A 13,648-nucleotide genomic window follows, 5' to 3' on the forward strand; every position below is an offset into this window, starting at 1 on the left:
TAGAGCGTAACGGGGTGCAACTTAAACAGTGACGTCCGGTTTCGTCAACAACCCACCATGAACTTCGTGTTCTGGTGCAGAAAAGCCGGGACTGACCTGTACCGGGACATGGAGATTTAACGCATTCGTCACGTATCACCAGGCGGGAACGTGAGCAACGTTGCCTTGCCACTGGCCCGCGGCCACGGTAACCGGACTATCAGCCCGGGTCGGCGGGCACCACCGCCAGGGGGAGCAACCGCTCCCGGCCAGTGGGAGTGTGCCCTATTTCCCGGCTCAGCATGCCTTTTCGCCCGGGCTTTTTCCAGCCCCGCGAACGAGGAAATGTTTCCGGTCGGCAAATATACCCACAGTGGTTTGCGGATTAATCGGCGGGGGTCGGTCGCCGGGCCCGGCCGCCTTGTATCCGCCGCGCTTCGACGCGAGCCGGCCCGGCGACGCGGTCGACTAAACTGGCCGGGTGTTCCCGTCGGCCGACTTCGACCTCGCGCCCTATGCGGATTTCGACATGCCGGCCTACGTCCGACGCACCTACTGCAGCTGGCACGACGCGGGCTGGCGGTCGTTGCTGGTACAGGGTTTCGACCACGCGCCGCAGGCCGAGCAGCTGCCGATGCCGGCGGTAGCGGACCTGGCGGACCCGCGCGGGCGGGAAACCGGACCGTCGCCGCCGGGTCCCCGGCAGTCTGGAACTACTGGCGCCGGGCCGGGCGAGCACCCGCGACTACCGGGCTTCTTCCGCGCTGCGCACCATTCAGGTGCACATTCCGTCCGCGACCGTCGACCGGGCCGCGGAGCACCTGGGCGGACGGCCGGACTTCGACCGGCTGTCGGCCGCTATCGGCGCGGGCGACCCGATCGTCGAGAACATCGTCCGCGCGCTTCCCCATGTCGCGGTTACAAACGACCTGTACGCCGAATCCGCCGCAGCCTACCTCGCGACGCACCTGCTCACCCAGGGCCGCCACGATCGCCTGCCCGGCCCCGAGCACTCGGCGGTCCGCGCGGGCATCGCCGTGATGACCGCGCGGCTGGCCGAGCCGTTGACGCTGGCCGCCATCGCCGCCGAGGCGCACCTGAGCGTGTACCACTTCATCCGGGTTTTCCGGGCGGAAACCGGCGAAACGCCCCATCGGTTCCTCACCCGGCTGCGGATCGAACGAGCGCAGCGGCTGTTGTCCGGCAGCACCCTCAGCCTCGCGCAGATCGCGGACCAGTGCGGTTTCTCGAGTCCTGGCACGCTGTCGTCGGCCTTCCTGAGCCAGGTCGGCGTCCGGCCGTCGGTGTACCGCAACATCTGATCGACGCCACGGCAATCCCGCGCCTGGCCCCGGCCGGCCGCTTGCCCTACTTTCGGCTGGTGTCCTGTGTTCCCGCGGTCGAGGATTTCCGATCATGCTGAGCTATTCCGCGCACGCGACCTCGGCCGCGCCGCCCGCCGCCGTCTGGCGCCTGCTGCTCGACGCCCGCACCTGGCCCGCTTGGTCGGCCGTTGATGGTCTGGACCTCCAGCGGTCCAGCGGGCTCGACCCGGACGGCCGGGACCCGGTCGGCGCCGTCCGCGCGTTCCGCACCGGGAAGATCGTCACCGGCGAGCGGCTGACCGGCCTCGTCGAAGAAAGGCAGCTGACTTACGACGACGCCTTCAACAAGGCCATCCACGACTACCGGGCGGTCATCGACCTGACCCCGGCCGCGGGCGGGGGCACGGCCATCCACTGGCACGGCACCTATGCCACGGGCCCGCTCATGCGCTTGGTGATGGGGCCCGTGATGTCACGGGTCATGCAGCGCATGGCCGACGGGTTGGCCGCGTACGCGGAGCAGCCGGCTCCCGCGTAAGACACGGTCCGGACCGCGGACGGGGTCCGCACCGAGCCGTCATTCCTCGACGACGAGGCCCTTGGCCTTCAGTTTGTCGGTGAGACCGGCCGCGCCGTCGCCCGGCGCGCGGCCGGCTTCGGCGTCCGGGTGCTGTGCCACGACCCGTACTCGGCTCCCACGGACGGGCTGGCCGAGCCCGCCGACCTCGCGACTTTGCTGACGCAGTCGGACATCGTCTCGCTGCACGTCCCGCTGACCGAGGCGACCCGGCACCTGATCGGCCCGGCCGAGCTGCGCGCGATGAAGCCGACCGCGACGCTGGTCAACACTTCACGGGGCGGCGTCGTCGACGAGGCCGCTCTGCTGGCCGCCCTGTGCGAAGGCACCATCCACTCCGCCGGCCTGGACGTCTTCGAACGGGAGCCGCGCGGCGCGGACGTGGCCGACCTGCTGGCGGAGCCGCGGCTGGTGGCGCTCCCCCACGTCGGCTCCGCCACCGAGGCGACCAGGGCCGCGATGGTGGACCTCGCCGTCGACAACCTCCTGGCCGTGCTCTCCGGCGAGCCCGCGCGCACCCCGCTTCCCGGCACCTCGGCGGTGCCGGGATGAGCCACCCCGTTTTCGACGTCCGGGGCCGAACCGCCCTCGTCACCGGTTCGAGCCGGGGCATCGGCGAGGCGCTGGCGCGGGGCCTGGCCGAAGCCGGGTGCGTGATCGTCCTCAATGGACGCGACGAGGCGAAGCTGGCTCAGACCCGGCAGGAACTGGCGGAAAGCACTGGCGCCACGGTGTTCGCGGTCCCCTTCGACGTGACCGATCCCGACGCCGTCGCCGCGGGAATCGCGCAGGCACTGGAGACGAACCTCAGCAGCGCGTTTTTCGTCGGCCGCGAGGTGGCCCGTGGGATGAAGTCCCGTGGCCGCGTGAAAATCGTGAACGTCTGCTCGGTGCAGAGCGAGCTGGCGCGCCCCGGGATCACGCCGTACACGGCCACCAAGGGCGGGCTGAAGATGCTCACCAAGGGCATGTGCGCCGACCTCGGCCCGTCGGGGATCCAGGTCAACGGCCTGGCCCCGGGCTACTTCGACACCGAGCTGAACGCGGCGCTCGTGGCCGACGAGGATTTCAGCGCCTGGATCCGCGGCCGCACCCCGGCCGGGCGCTGGGGCCGGATCGAGGACCTGGTCGGGGCCCTGCTGTTCCTCTGCGCGCCGGCGTCGGATTTCGTGAACGGCCAGCTGCTCCACGTCGACGGCGGGATCACCGCGGTCCTCTGAGCCGGGTCACATGGCGCTGTTGGTCTCGCCCTGCGCGCGCAGAAGGTCTTCGCGGGCCCGGGAAACCCGCGACCGGACAGTGCCGACCGGGCAGCCGCACACCTCGGCGGCCTCGGCGTAGGAAAGCCCGAGGAACTGGGTGAGCACGATCGCCTCACGCCGGTCCTCGTCGAGGCCGGCCAGCAGAACGCCGAGCTCGACCAGGTCCTCGAAGCCCGCCGCGTGTCCCCGCGCGGTCTGGTCCTCGGCCGCGCGCTGCCAGTCCGCCGTGCCGGAGATCTTCGGCCGCACCGACGCGGACCGGACCTGGTCGACGACCACCCGGCGCGCGATGGACAGCAGCCAGGTCCGTGAGCTGGACCGTCCGGCGAACCGGCGCAGCGAGCCGAACGCCCGCAGGTAGGTCTCCTGGGTGAGGTCGTCGGCCTCGGCCGGGCTGGTGCGGTGGGCCAGGAACCGCCAGACGTCGGCCTGGGTGGCGCGCACCCAGCGTTCCAGGGCGGCCTGGTCGCCGCGGGCAGCGGTCAGTGCGAGCGCCGTGATGCGCTCGTCCTCGTCGCCCCTGCTGCCGGACACGCACTCACGGTAATGCACCAGGGGCGCGGGAACTCCGGAGGGCGCCCGGGCGACTATGTAAGTCGTGAGCTGCGAAATCTTCCGCGAAGCGCTTTCGGCCCGGCTGGACTCCGAGCCCGGCCCGCTCCCCGCCGACCAGGTCGACGCGCACCTGGCCACCTGCTCGGCGTGCCGCGCCTGGTACGCCCGCGGTGAAGCGCTGCGCCGCGCCATGCTGGTCCGCAGCGCACCCGCGGTGCCCGACCTCACCGCGTCGATCATGGCTCAGGCACCGCCGGTTTCGCGGGAGAAATGGGGCCTTCGGGTGGCGCTGGGCTTGGTCGGGCTGGTGCAGTGCGGGCTGGCGTTCGCGCAGCTGCTCGGCATGGACACCGGTTTGCACGGTGGCGCGGCCATGGTCGGACACCTGCTCAACGAGAGCGCGGCGTGGAACCTCGCTGTCGGTATCGGCCTGCTGTGGGCGGCGCTGCGCACCCGCGCCGCGGCCGGCCAGCTCCCGATGATCACGGGCTTCGTACTGGTGCTGACGGTGGTGACCACCTCGGACCTCATCGGCGGCCAGGTGACGGCCGGGCGGGTGCTCACGCACGCGTTCCTGGTCGTCGGCCTCGGGCTGCTGTTCGCGGTCCACCGGCAGCATCGGGCGCGCCAGGAGCCGGGGCCTGGTCTTGGTGAGGAACCGGGCGCTGACGGCGAAAACCAGGTCCCGGGCCGCGGTGCCTTCGGTCTGGCCCGCCCGGGCCCGCGGCGGGGCCGGAACCAGCAGCGGCCGGCCGGGCGGCATCACGCTGCCTGAGACAGCTCAGCCGAGCGCGGTGGCCGCTTTCGCCTGATTGGTGCGGAAAGTGTCCAAATAGGTCTGCGCCTGCGCGCCGGGCTTGGTGCCGCGGGCGAAGGCCTTCATGTTGCCCGGGCCGGTGTTGTAGCCCAGCGCGAGCAGTTCCGAGGTCTGGTACTTGCCGTGGGCCGCGGGGAGCTGGGCGGACAGGTCGTGCAGGTACCAGGCCTCGGCCTGGATGGCGAGGTCCGGGTCGTCCGGGAGTTGCTCCCAGGTGCGGGCGGCGAAGGGGCGGCCGTGTTTGGTCTGGTCGAACGTGGCGCGGTGCATGTTCGCGACGCCGAACGCGGCGTCCGGCTTGATTTTCTGCCACGCGCGTTCCAGCTCGGGGTCGTGCGGTTTGTACGACTCGTTGTAGAGGATCGCCATCACCAGCTGCGGATCGACTCCGGCTTCCGCCGCGCGGGTGCGGACCTGGGCGGCGTAGCGCGACGGGTCCGGGTTCGTCACCGAAGGATCGGCCGAGGTGGACGGAACGGCCGCGGAACTCGGCGTACTGGCCGAAGAGCCACTGGTCCCCGGCGTCGCAGAACATCCGGCGAGCGCCAATCCGGCCAAAACCGCCACGATCGCCGACGCGGCGGGCCGAGGTCTGCCCTCACGGCGCTGATTCATCATTCCGCCTTTCGCCGCTCACGCGGTGCCCGCCTGCCTGCGCAGGGACTGTGCCTACTATGGGGTATACCGAATCTGCGGACTTCGCGGCGGGGCTGGAGGTCAAGAAATGTTCGGTTTCAGCCTGGACCACCTGCTTGTCCTGTTGGTCGCCGGCCTGTTCATCCTCGGGCCGGAGCGGCTGCCGGAGTCGGCGCGGTGGCTGGCGCAGACCGTGCAGCGGGTCCGCGGTTTCGCCTCCGGCGCCCAGGAGCAGCTGCGCGCCGAGCTGGGGCCGGAGTTCCAGGAGCTGCGCAAACCGTTGCAGGACCTGCAGGCGCTGCGCGAGTTCAACCCCAGGACCGCTGTCACCCGCTACCTGCTCGACGACTCCACCCCCGCCCAGCCCCCGGCCGCGACGGCAACCGCCGCAATGACCCCGCTGCGGGCCGGCGAGCGGGCGCCGATCGACCCGGACGCCACCTGAGCCACCCCCACGCGGATCGAAAACCACCACCCCACAGGGAACACCCCGGGGTAATGACCCGGTAAAGTCCACTCCATGATCGTCACCACACCGGTCCCCGTCCGCACCAGCCCGGGGATGGTGCCCCGGTGAGCGTCCATCCCGGTGGCGCGGGCAGCCCGTTCTGGGTCGAGCTGGCCACCGCCGACCTGGACCGCAGCATGCGGTTCTACCAGCGCCTGTTCGGCTGGGAATTCCAGCGGGTCAAGTATTCCGGCGGACAGGACTACGTGCTGGCGCTGCTCGACGGCGAGCCGGTCGCGGGGCTGCGGCCGCACCCGGGCGCGATCCTGGACTGGACGCTCTACCTGGCCACCCCGGACCTCGCCTCCGCCTGCGCGCAGGTGATCCGGCTGGACGGCACCGTGCTGGAGACGCGGCCGACCATCGTGCCCGGCGTGGGCGCCAAGCTGCTGATCGACGACCCGAGCGGGGCGACCGTCGGCCTGGTCCAGCCGGCCGTGGACTACGGGTTCACCGCCGGGGTGCCCGGATCGCTGGTCTGGATCGAGTTCGTCACCCGCCAGGCCGAGATCGCCGATCGCTTCTACAGCCGCCTGTTCGGCTACACCCAGCGCCAGGTCGGCGACGGCAGCGCGGTGGACTACAAGGTCTACTCCATCGGGCCGGACTCGGTGATCGGCCGGGTGCGGATGGCGCTGGACACTCCCGCGGACGTGCCGCCCCGCTGGATCGCGCACTTCGCCGTCGACCCCGGACTGGGCTTCGACCGGACGCTGCACGAGGCCCGCGGCGCGGGCGCGCGGCTGCGGTTCGCCCCCTATTCGTCCACTTTGGGCAAAGTCGCCGTGCTGTCCGACCCCACCGGCACCCGGTTCGCCCTCATCGACCCGGCGCTGGCCGCGGATTGGGACTACCACTCCGCGGTCGACGACCCGTACGGCGACTGAACTCCCCTTACGCGCCGAACCACTCACCGGCGGCCGCGCGGAGGGCGTCAGTGTCCGGCCGCGGTTCGCTGGACGCCCAGACCACAGAGGAATCCGGACGCAGCAGGAGCGCGGTGACGTCGGTGTCCGCCTTGGCGCGCAGCACTTCCACACCGTCCACATGCGACGCGCCCAACCCGTTCGCGGTCAAGTCGATCAGCAGCGGGCGCGCCCGCCGGACCAGCTCGCCGAGGCGGGCCGTGCCGTCCGGCGTGTGCAGTTCGAGGTCCGGCGCGGGCCAGCCGGCCAGCGGGTGGGCGTCCGCGGCGACCGGGTAACGGACGTCCGCGCCCGCGACGAGAGCCGCGAGCACCCGCACGACCCCCGGCTGGGTCAGCAGCTCGCCGAACAGCCCACGCAGGCCGGTGACGTCCTCCCCCGGCGCCAGCAACGCCGCCTGAGCCTGGGCGTACGTGATGGTCCGCTCCGCGATCGCGCGCCGCTCCGTCTCGTAGGTGTCGAGCAGGTCGGTACCCCGGACCGCGGCCGCGAGCTTCCAGCCCAGGTTGATCGCGTCCTGCAGCCCGAGGTTGAGCCCGGTGCCGCCGGCGGCGAACACGTGCGCGGCGTCGCCGACGAGGAAGACCCGGCCCTCGCGGTACTTCTCCGCGACGCGCGTGCTGCCCCCGTTGATCCGGCGCAGCACGTGCGGTCCGTCGCCAGGCGGCGGCCCGATCGGGACGTCGGCGCCGAGCACCCGGTTGATGCTGGCCCGTATCTCGTCGAGCGTCATGGGCTTGGCGCTCTCGGGCTCGTCCCACTCGACGGTGGCGACGAGCGGCGGCCGCCCGGGCAACGGCGCGTACGAGAAGCCGCCGCGCGCGGTCCGGACCGGCAGGAAGGGCAGCACGGTCCCGTGCCCCGGCACGTTCAGCGCGCCGGTGGCCGGGTCGAGCCAGTCCGGCGGCACGGTGGCGTACGCGCTGCGGCTGGTGCTGCGGTCGTAGGTGACGCCGGGGAAGCCGATGCCCACGGCCTTGCGGACCGGGCTGTGCGCGCTGTCCGCGCCGACGACGTACCGCGTGCGCAGCTCGTACGCTTGCGAATCCGGACCGCGGACGGTGAGTGTGACACCCTCCGAATCCTGGGTGAGGCCGGTGAACTCGTGCCCGCGGCGAATCTCGACACCGAGTTCGAGGGCGCGTTTTTCCAGTACCTGCACGGTTTTCAGCTCCGGCACCGGCAGGTTGTAGATCGGGCTGTGGTCCAGGAGCCCGAGGTGCAACGGCATCGCGGCGAACATGAAGTAGCCGTTGTTGGGCCGCGGCGGGCCGGGCTGCCCGCTGAGCGGCTCGAACAGCCCGCGCCGGTCGACCATCGGCACGACCTGGCCGACCAGCCCGTTCGACCGGGGTTCCGGGTTCGGCTCGGTGCGGCGTTCGAGCACGACCGGCCGGACGCCGCCGAGCGCGAGTTCACAGGCGGCCATCAGGCCGTTGGGCCCGCCGCCGACGATCACTACGTCCATGGCTGTTCTCCTTTTTCCGGGCACGCCGGACAAGCCCGCCTTCGCGGGCAACCGAGTAAAAGGGTCAGCGCGGGTCGGGCGACCCGGCGCGGAGCTGATCGAAAACCTCGTGGAGCACGGCGACGAGCGACCGGTCCGGCTGCCGCGTCCAGTGCGCCATCGCGGTGCCGAGCCCGGCCGCGACCACCGCGGCGAGGACCTGCGGGTACAGCTCTTCGGCGGCAGTGCCGGTCCGGCCGGCGATGGCGGCGGTCAGCTCGTCCTGCGCTTGGGCGTGGGCGCGGAACACCTCGTGCTGGATCGCGGGCTGGGCGAGCAGCCCCTGGAGCGCGGTGGCGTAACCGTCGTCGCGCGGGCCGCTCTCGGCCGGCTCGAACTGCGCGACGACCGCCGCGACCAGCGCGTCCCAGAGCGGCTCGTCCGCCGGGCGCTCCCGCAGGACCTCGGCGATGCGCTGCCCACGCTCCACATGGGTGGCGACCACCGCTTCGGCCTTGCTGGTGAAGTAATTGCGGAAGGTGCGCTCGGAGACGTTCGCCGCGGCCGCGACGTCCTCCACCGAGACGTTGTCCCACCCGCGCTCCAGTGCGAGCCGGATCGTCGCGTGGCTCAACGCGAGACGGGTCTCGCGCTTCTTGCGCTCCCGCAGCCCTTCGGAGGTCATGGTGACCACCGTAGCGAAACTTTCCAGAATTGCAAAGTTGCCGATTCGGAAAGTTCCTCCGGGGTGGGGAGCGCCCTACCCCGGCTCCACCGGTCCACCGGATGGGCGGCCGGGCGCCGGGCCGAAAGGCTGTCGGACATGACAAAACGCTTACGCCACAAGATCATTACCGCGTTGACGGCCGGGGCTTGCGCCGCCGCCCTGCTGTGCGCGCCCACAATGGCCGACGCCGCGCCCAGCCACGGCGCCCTGCTCAGCGCGGTCCCCGTGCAGAGCCTCGACCAGGCCGGGGCCCGCGCCACGCTCGACGCCACGCAGTTCGGCTCGGCCACCGTGCGGTACGGGCTCGACGCGTACCGGGTCACCTACCGGACGACCGACCGGCGCGGCCGGCCGACCACCGCGAGCGGGCTGGTCGTACTCCCCCGGACCCACGCGCCCCGGACCGCCGTGTACGAGCACGGCACGCGCAGCAACCGGGCGGACGTCGCGTCGGTGCAGGAGTCCCTTCAGGACCGGCAGGCGGGACTGGTGCTCGGCGCGGCCGGCTACGTCGCCGTCCTGCCCGACTACCTCGGCCTCGGCACCGGGCCCGGTTTCCACCCGTACCTGGATTCCCGAACCGAGGCCTCGGCCACCCTCGACCTCCTGCGCGCGGCCCGGACGCTGACCTCGGACCAGGGCAAGCGGTTCGATCCGCGAATCTTCGTCAGCGGGTTCTCCCAGGGCGGCCAGGCGGCGATGGCGGCCGGCCAGGCGTTGCAGGGCGACGCGGACCCCGGTTTCCGGCTCGCCGCGCTGGCCCCGGTCAGCGGACCGTACGACGCCCGCGGCGCCGAGCTGCCCGGCATCTTCGACGGCCGGGTCGCCCCGGACGTCGCGGTGTTCTACCTGTCCTACTGGACCGTCTCGATGAACCGGCTGTTCCCCTTGTACGGCAAGGCTTCCGAGGTCTTCCGCGCACCGTACGACCAGTACGCGGAGTCCCTGTTCGACGGGTCGCACAGCGAGGAGGACATCTTCCCGAGGCTCGCCGCCACCCCCGCCGCGATGTTCACCGACAGCTACCTGAACCGGGTCCGGCACCTGTCCGGTCCCCTGCTCGACGCCGCCCGCGACAGCGACGGCACCTGCTCGGACTGGCGCCCGCGTGTCCCGGTCCGGCTCTTCGCCAGCGACGCCGACACCCAGGTGCCGATCACGAACTCCCTGAGCTGCCAACGGGATCTGCGGGCCCACGGCGTCGACGCGCCGCTCACCCGGCTCGGTGCCACCGAGCACCTTGACACGCCGACCGTCGCGCTGCCGCAGATCGTGCCCTGGTTCAACTCGCTGCGCTGAGGCCCGTCACGCGTCGATCGCGGCCCGGATGACCGTCACCGCCTCGTCGATGTGCTCCCGGTGGGTGAGGTGGGACAGCACGCAGAGCCGCAGCGTCAGCCGCCCGTCCAGCCGGGTGCTGGACAGGAAGATCCGCCGCGCGGACTGGATCCGCTCCAGCAGCGCCCGGTTCGCCTCGTCACCGCCTTCACGCAGGCGGAAGACCACAGTGGACAGTTCGGGCGGGTGCGGCAGGTCCAGCGCCGGGTGCGCGGCCAGCTCGTCGTACAGGTACCGGGCCAGGTCGAGCTTTTCGTCGAGGGCGCGGCGGAACGCGTCCAGCCCGTGCAGGTGCAGCGGCAGCCAGATCCGCAGCCCGCGGTGCTCGCGGGTCAGCTCGTAGCCGAGGTGGGCGTAGTCGGGCAGGGTGTCGCCGGCGACGTCCGGCAGGTAGGCCGCGCGGTCGCCGGGGTAGGACGCGGTGAGCTGGCGGCGTTCGCGGACCAGCAGCGCGCCCGTGCCGTAGGGCAGGAACAGGCTCTTGTGCGGGTCCACGGTGATGGAGTCGGCGCGGCCGATGCCCTCGAGCCGGGCCCGGCCGCGCGCGGTGAGCTGGAAGAAGCCGCCGTAACAGGCGTCGACGTGGAACCAGAGCCCGTGCTCGCGCGCGACCTCGGCGATCGCGCCGAGCGGATCGACCGCGCCGGCGTTGGTGGTGCCCGCCGTGCCGACGACCAGGAACGGCCGGAGCCCGGCGGCGCTGTCCGCCTCGATCGCCGCGGCCAGCGCGACCGGGTCGAGCCGCCGTCCGTCGGAGGTCGGCACGAGCCGGACGGACCGCGCGGGGAACCCGGCGACGTGCGCGGCCTTCGCGACGCAGTAATGGGTCTGGTCCGAGACGTAGAGCCGGGCGGCGCCGGGGTCCGCGTCCGGCCCGAGCCGGTTTTCCCGGGCCGCCACCACCATCGACAGCATCGCCGCCGAACCGCCGCTGGTGAGGATCCCGGTCGCTCCCGCGGGCAGCCCGAACAGCTCGCCGAGCCAGGTCAGCACCCCGTGCTCCAGCGCGACCAGGCCCGGCGCGAAGTCGCCGATCGCGGTGAACCGGTTGAGCACCCGGGCCATCAGCTCCCCCACCGCGGAGCTGACCAGCCCGCTGCCGGGCACGTAACCGAAGAACCGGGGACTGGCCGTTTCGATCGCGGCGCCACCGGCTTTGAACGCGAAGGACAGCACCTTGCCGACGTCGCCGGGGCTCTCCCCAGGCGGCTCGGCCACCAGATCGACGATCTCGGGGGCGGTCGCCGTGCCGTCCACCGGCGCCTGCGGCAGCCCGTCGACGAACCCGGCGAGTTCGGTGGTTACTTGGTCGAGCAGGGAGCGGAAGTCGTGACCATTCGACTCGAGATGATCAAGCACGGCCGGGACGATAGCGGGCGGGCTTCCACGTTTCCAGACCCGTTCTGCCGCAGGATCCTTGCGGTGAAACAGAATCCGACGGCCTATTGACTTCACGCACGGTGATCGACAGGGGCGGCCAGTTGCCCTTCCGAGCCGGAAACATCTCGTCAAGTTTGCGCGAAAGTCACGAGGCCGTTTACGTCGTTCACAGTAGTGCCCCGGCGCATCCACAAGTATTACTCGCGGAATCCCGGAACCGGTCGCCGAATGCTGCCCAAAAGACTCTCGGCGGAGGGGCGAGGGGGCTCAGGTGGCCTCAGGGCAGGGGTCAGGGTCATCCCTGTCACGGTGGCTGCATGCCCCACGAGTACGAAGACCTCGAGCGGATCGTGTATCCGCTGGCCCGGCTGAACCAGTCGATGCGCCGTGCGCAGAGCAAGGCCATCGACCCGGCAGGCGCTCCTGCCTGATCTCGCTCACCGAGCCCGGCTGGGCGGAGGCTGATGGCCGCCTACGAACGGTGCTGGGACACCTCCGCGCAGTTCCGTGGCGCGATCCGCTCGGTGACCGTGGTGTGGGGTGTCGGCTTCCTGGTGGACGCGGTGCTGCGGGCGGTCATCGTGTACCGCTTCCCGCCCGAGCAGGTGATGGACTCACTGCTGCTTTCCCAGGCTCCGCTGCTGGCCGTGCTGGTGCTGGTGCTCGTCTACACGCGACTCCGGATGCGCCGGGTCCGCCCGATCCTGCTGCGCGAACGCGACCGGCTCCCCGTCGGCTAGGCAGCGCCGGTCAGTGGCCGTCGAGCGCGCGGCCGATCACGCGGGCCCCGTCCGCGAACGCTCCGGGGTTGGGGCCCGCGTAGTTGAGCCGGATGAACTGCCCGGTCGGCTCGGCCGGGAACCACTCGTGGCCCGGGCCGATCACCACTCCGGCCGCGGTGCAGTCGCGCAGGAACCGGTCGAGGTCCACAGTGTCCGGCAGCCGCGCCCAGAGGTTGAGCCCGCCCTGGGGCAAGACCTCGAGCCGTGCGCCCGGCGCGTGCTCGCGCAGGCTGGTGGCGAGCAGGTCCCGGCGCGACTTGAGCTGATGGCGCAGCCGGCGCAGGTGGGTCCGCCAGGCGGGCTGGGTGACGACGTCGAGCGCGACCGCCTGCAGCACCCCGCTGACGTACATCGATTCCGCCTGGGTGTCGGCGAGGATCCGCTTGCGCGCCGGGCCGCGGGCGATCAGCGCGGCCACGCGGACCGCCGGGGAAACGCTTTTGCTCAGCGAGCGGAGGTAAACCACGTGCCCGCCGTCGTCCAGCGCGGCGACCGGGCGCGGGTCGGCGGTGATGCCGAAGTCGTGCGCCGCGTCGTCCTCGATCAGGAACGCGCCGTGGTGGCGCACCACTTCCAGCACCCGGCCGGTCAGCTCGGGTGACCACAGCGCGCCGGTCGGGCTGGCGAAACTCGGCTGCGCGTAGAAGGCCCGCGCGCCGGACTGCTCGAACAACCGGGACAGCGCTTCGGGATCGGGGCCGCCGGGCCCGCTGGGCACCGGCACGAGGTCCACGCCGGCCTGCGCGGCGGCCAGGATCGCGCCCCAGTACGTCGGCGACTCCACCAGCAGCGGCCGTCCCGCCCCGGCGAGCGCGCGGAACGCGGTGCTCAGCCCGCCCTGGCTGCCGGGGATGACCACGACGTCGCCAGGGGTGACCGGTGACGTGCCGGCCGGGGTGACCGATTCCAGCTCCGCCGCGAACCAGGCCTGCAGGGCCGGCAGCCCGGCCGTCGCGGGCCGGTCGACCGGTGACTCGGAGCGGGCCGCGCGGGCGAAAGCCGCGCGTACCAGGCGATCCGGCAGGAGTTCGCGGTCCGGGTAACCCGAGTGCAGCGCGATCATGTCGTTCGAGACGGTCTGCAGCGCGGCCGGCTGGTCCGCGATCCGGCGGTTCGGCGAGCCGAGCGCGGCGGTCTGCCAGCCGTAGTCGTTCGGCCGGGCGGTCCGGGCGGCGCGGACGAACGTGCCCACGCCCGGGCGGCTCTCCACCACGCCCTGCCCGGCCAAGCGGCGCAACGCTTTCTGCACCGTGACCGGGCCCGCGCCGTACTCGGCGACCAGTGCGCGCGTGGACGGCACCCGCGCACCCGGCGGGGCCGTCGCGATCCATCCGCGGAGTCCCGCGACGATCCGCGAGCTGCTATCGTCTGACATGAAGCTGGATAGTA

General features: G+C 71.9%; 15 protein-coding genes and 1 pseudogene. 10 read left to right on the forward strand and 6 right to left on the reverse strand.

Features of this window, described 5'->3' with window-relative positions:
* Positions 1-758: 758 nt before the first annotated feature.
* From OG371_RS43180 to OG371_RS43195, 4 genes and pseudogenes are all read left to right on the forward strand, one after another.
* Entirely contained in the window at positions 759-1,301 is a 543-nt protein-coding gene (locus OG371_RS43180) for a helix-turn-helix transcriptional regulator (protein ID WP_329062878.1), read from the forward strand.
* Between the two features lie 94 nt (positions 1,302-1,395).
* The gene (locus tag OG371_RS43185; protein WP_329062880.1) at positions 1,396-1,842 is read left to right on the forward strand and encodes an SRPBCC family protein; all 447 of its coding nucleotides are present in this window, start codon (positions 1,396-1,398) and stop codon (positions 1,840-1,842) included.
* Between the two features lie 105 nt (positions 1,843-1,947).
* A pseudogene (locus OG371_RS43190) lies at positions 1,948-2,433 on the forward strand (2-hydroxyacid dehydrogenase); the annotation flags it as partial.
* A complete protein-coding gene (locus OG371_RS43195; RefSeq protein ID WP_329062881.1) occupies positions 2,430-3,101 on the forward strand; it encodes an SDR family oxidoreductase in 672 nt (223 codons plus the stop codon). The pseudogene OG371_RS43190 and the gene OG371_RS43195, both read left to right, overlap by 4 nt.
* A 6-nt stretch (positions 3,102-3,107) precedes the next feature.
* On the opposite strand, the gene OG371_RS43200 is transcribed toward OG371_RS43195, so the two are convergent.
* Entirely contained in the window at positions 3,108-3,677 is a 570-nt protein-coding gene (locus tag OG371_RS43200; protein ID WP_329062883.1) for a sigma-70 family RNA polymerase sigma factor, read from the reverse strand.
* 64 nt (positions 3,678-3,741) lie between these two features.
* On the opposite strand from OG371_RS43200, the gene OG371_RS43205 reads away from it, so the two are divergent.
* The gene (locus OG371_RS43205; RefSeq protein WP_329062885.1) at positions 3,742-4,473 is read left to right on the forward strand and encodes a zf-HC2 domain-containing protein; all 732 of its coding nucleotides are present in this window, start codon (positions 3,742-3,744) and stop codon (positions 4,471-4,473) included.
* A gap of 6 nt (positions 4,474-4,479) precedes the next feature.
* Here OG371_RS43205 and OG371_RS43210 read toward each other — a convergent pair whose 3' ends face one another.
* Complete coding sequence (locus OG371_RS43210; RefSeq protein ID WP_329062887.1) at positions 4,480-4,965, reverse strand: transglycosylase SLT domain-containing protein; 486 nt, start codon at positions 4,963-4,965, stop codon at positions 4,480-4,482.
* A 16-nt stretch (positions 4,966-4,981) separates the two neighbouring features.
* On the opposite strand from OG371_RS43210, the gene OG371_RS43215 reads away from it, so the two are divergent.
* The 3 genes from OG371_RS43215 (at position 4,982) to OG371_RS43225 (ending at position 6,546) form a co-directional block, all read left to right on the forward strand.
* Entirely contained in the window at positions 4,982-5,125 is a 144-nt protein-coding gene (locus OG371_RS43215) for a hypothetical protein (RefSeq protein ID WP_329062889.1), read from the forward strand.
* A gap of 114 nt (positions 5,126-5,239) precedes the next feature.
* Positions 5,240-5,596, forward strand: a complete 357-nt coding sequence (gene tatB, locus OG371_RS43220) for a Sec-independent protein translocase protein TatB (RefSeq protein WP_329062890.1) — start codon at positions 5,240-5,242, stop codon at positions 5,594-5,596.
* 128 nt (positions 5,597-5,724) lie between these two features.
* Positions 5,725-6,546, forward strand: a complete 822-nt coding sequence (locus OG371_RS43225; protein ID WP_329062892.1) for a VOC family protein — start codon at positions 5,725-5,727, stop codon at positions 6,544-6,546.
* 7 nt (positions 6,547-6,553) lie between these two features.
* On the opposite strand, the gene OG371_RS43230 is transcribed toward OG371_RS43225, so the two are convergent.
* Together OG371_RS43230 and OG371_RS43235 are read right to left on the reverse strand one after the other, a co-directional pair.
* Entirely contained in the window at positions 6,554-8,053 is a 1,500-nt protein-coding gene (locus OG371_RS43230; protein WP_329062894.1) for an FAD-dependent monooxygenase, read from the reverse strand.
* A gap of 64 nt (positions 8,054-8,117) precedes the next feature.
* Positions 8,118-8,717 carry a TetR/AcrR family transcriptional regulator gene (locus OG371_RS43235; protein ID WP_329062896.1) on the reverse strand — a complete coding sequence of 200 codons (600 nt, stop codon included), beginning with the start codon at positions 8,715-8,717 and terminating at the stop codon, positions 8,118-8,120.
* 138 nt (positions 8,718-8,855) lie between these two features.
* Between OG371_RS43235 and OG371_RS43240 the strand changes: the two genes are divergently transcribed.
* A complete protein-coding gene (locus OG371_RS43240; RefSeq protein ID WP_329062898.1) occupies positions 8,856-10,058 on the forward strand; it encodes a lipase family protein in 1,203 nt (400 codons plus the stop codon).
* 6 nt (positions 10,059-10,064) lie between these two features.
* Here OG371_RS43240 and OG371_RS43245 read toward each other — a convergent pair whose 3' ends face one another.
* Positions 10,065-11,456, reverse strand: a complete 1,392-nt coding sequence (locus tag OG371_RS43245) for a pyridoxal phosphate-dependent decarboxylase family protein (RefSeq protein ID WP_329062900.1) — start codon at positions 11,454-11,456, stop codon at positions 10,065-10,067.
* 485 nt (positions 11,457-11,941) lie between these two features.
* On the opposite strand from OG371_RS43245, the gene OG371_RS43250 reads away from it, so the two are divergent.
* Positions 11,942-12,217 carry a hypothetical protein gene (locus tag OG371_RS43250; RefSeq protein WP_329062901.1) on the forward strand — a complete coding sequence of 92 codons (276 nt, stop codon included), beginning with the start codon at positions 11,942-11,944 and terminating at the stop codon, positions 12,215-12,217.
* Positions 12,218-12,227: 10 nt separating this feature from the next.
* Here the strand turns inward: OG371_RS43250 and OG371_RS43255 are convergent, their stop codons facing one another.
* Positions 12,228-13,634, reverse strand: a complete 1,407-nt coding sequence (locus OG371_RS43255; RefSeq protein WP_329062904.1) for an aminotransferase-like domain-containing protein — start codon at positions 13,632-13,634, stop codon at positions 12,228-12,230.
* Positions 13,635-13,648: the final 14 nt, after the last annotated feature.

The sequence above is a fragment of the Amycolatopsis sp. NBC_01480 genome (genome assembly GCF_036227205.1).
In the GTDB taxonomy this organism is placed as follows: Bacteria; Actinomycetota; Actinomycetes; order Mycobacteriales; family Pseudonocardiaceae; genus Amycolatopsis.

Excerpts from the sequence above, each read along its gene's own strand:
- OG371_RS43185 (WP_329062880.1), top strand. The coding sequence starts at position 1,396 with ATGCTGAGCTATTCCGCGCACGCGACCTCGGCCGCGCCGCCCGCCGCC.
- OG371_RS43195 (WP_329062881.1), top strand. The coding sequence starts at position 2,430 with ATGAGCCACCCCGTTTTCGACGTCCGGGGCCGAACCGCCCTCGTCACC.
- tatB (WP_329062890.1), top strand. The coding sequence starts at position 5,240 with ATGTTCGGTTTCAGCCTGGACCACCTGCTTGTCCTGTTGGTCGCCGGC.
- OG371_RS43230 (WP_329062894.1), bottom strand. The coding sequence starts at position 8,053 with ATGGACGTAGTGATCGTCGGCGGCGGGCCCAACGGCCTGATGGCCGCC.
- OG371_RS43235 (WP_329062896.1), bottom strand. The coding sequence starts at position 8,717 with ATGACCTCCGAAGGGCTGCGGGAGCGCAAGAAGCGCGAGACCCGTCTC.
- OG371_RS43240 (WP_329062898.1), top strand. The coding sequence starts at position 8,856 with ATGACAAAACGCTTACGCCACAAGATCATTACCGCGTTGACGGCCGGG.
- OG371_RS43250 (WP_329062901.1), top strand. The coding sequence starts at position 11,942 with ATGGCCGCCTACGAACGGTGCTGGGACACCTCCGCGCAGTTCCGTGGC.
- OG371_RS43255 (WP_329062904.1), bottom strand. The coding sequence starts at position 13,634 with ATGTCAGACGATAGCAGCTCGCGGATCGTCGCGGGACTCCGCGGATGG.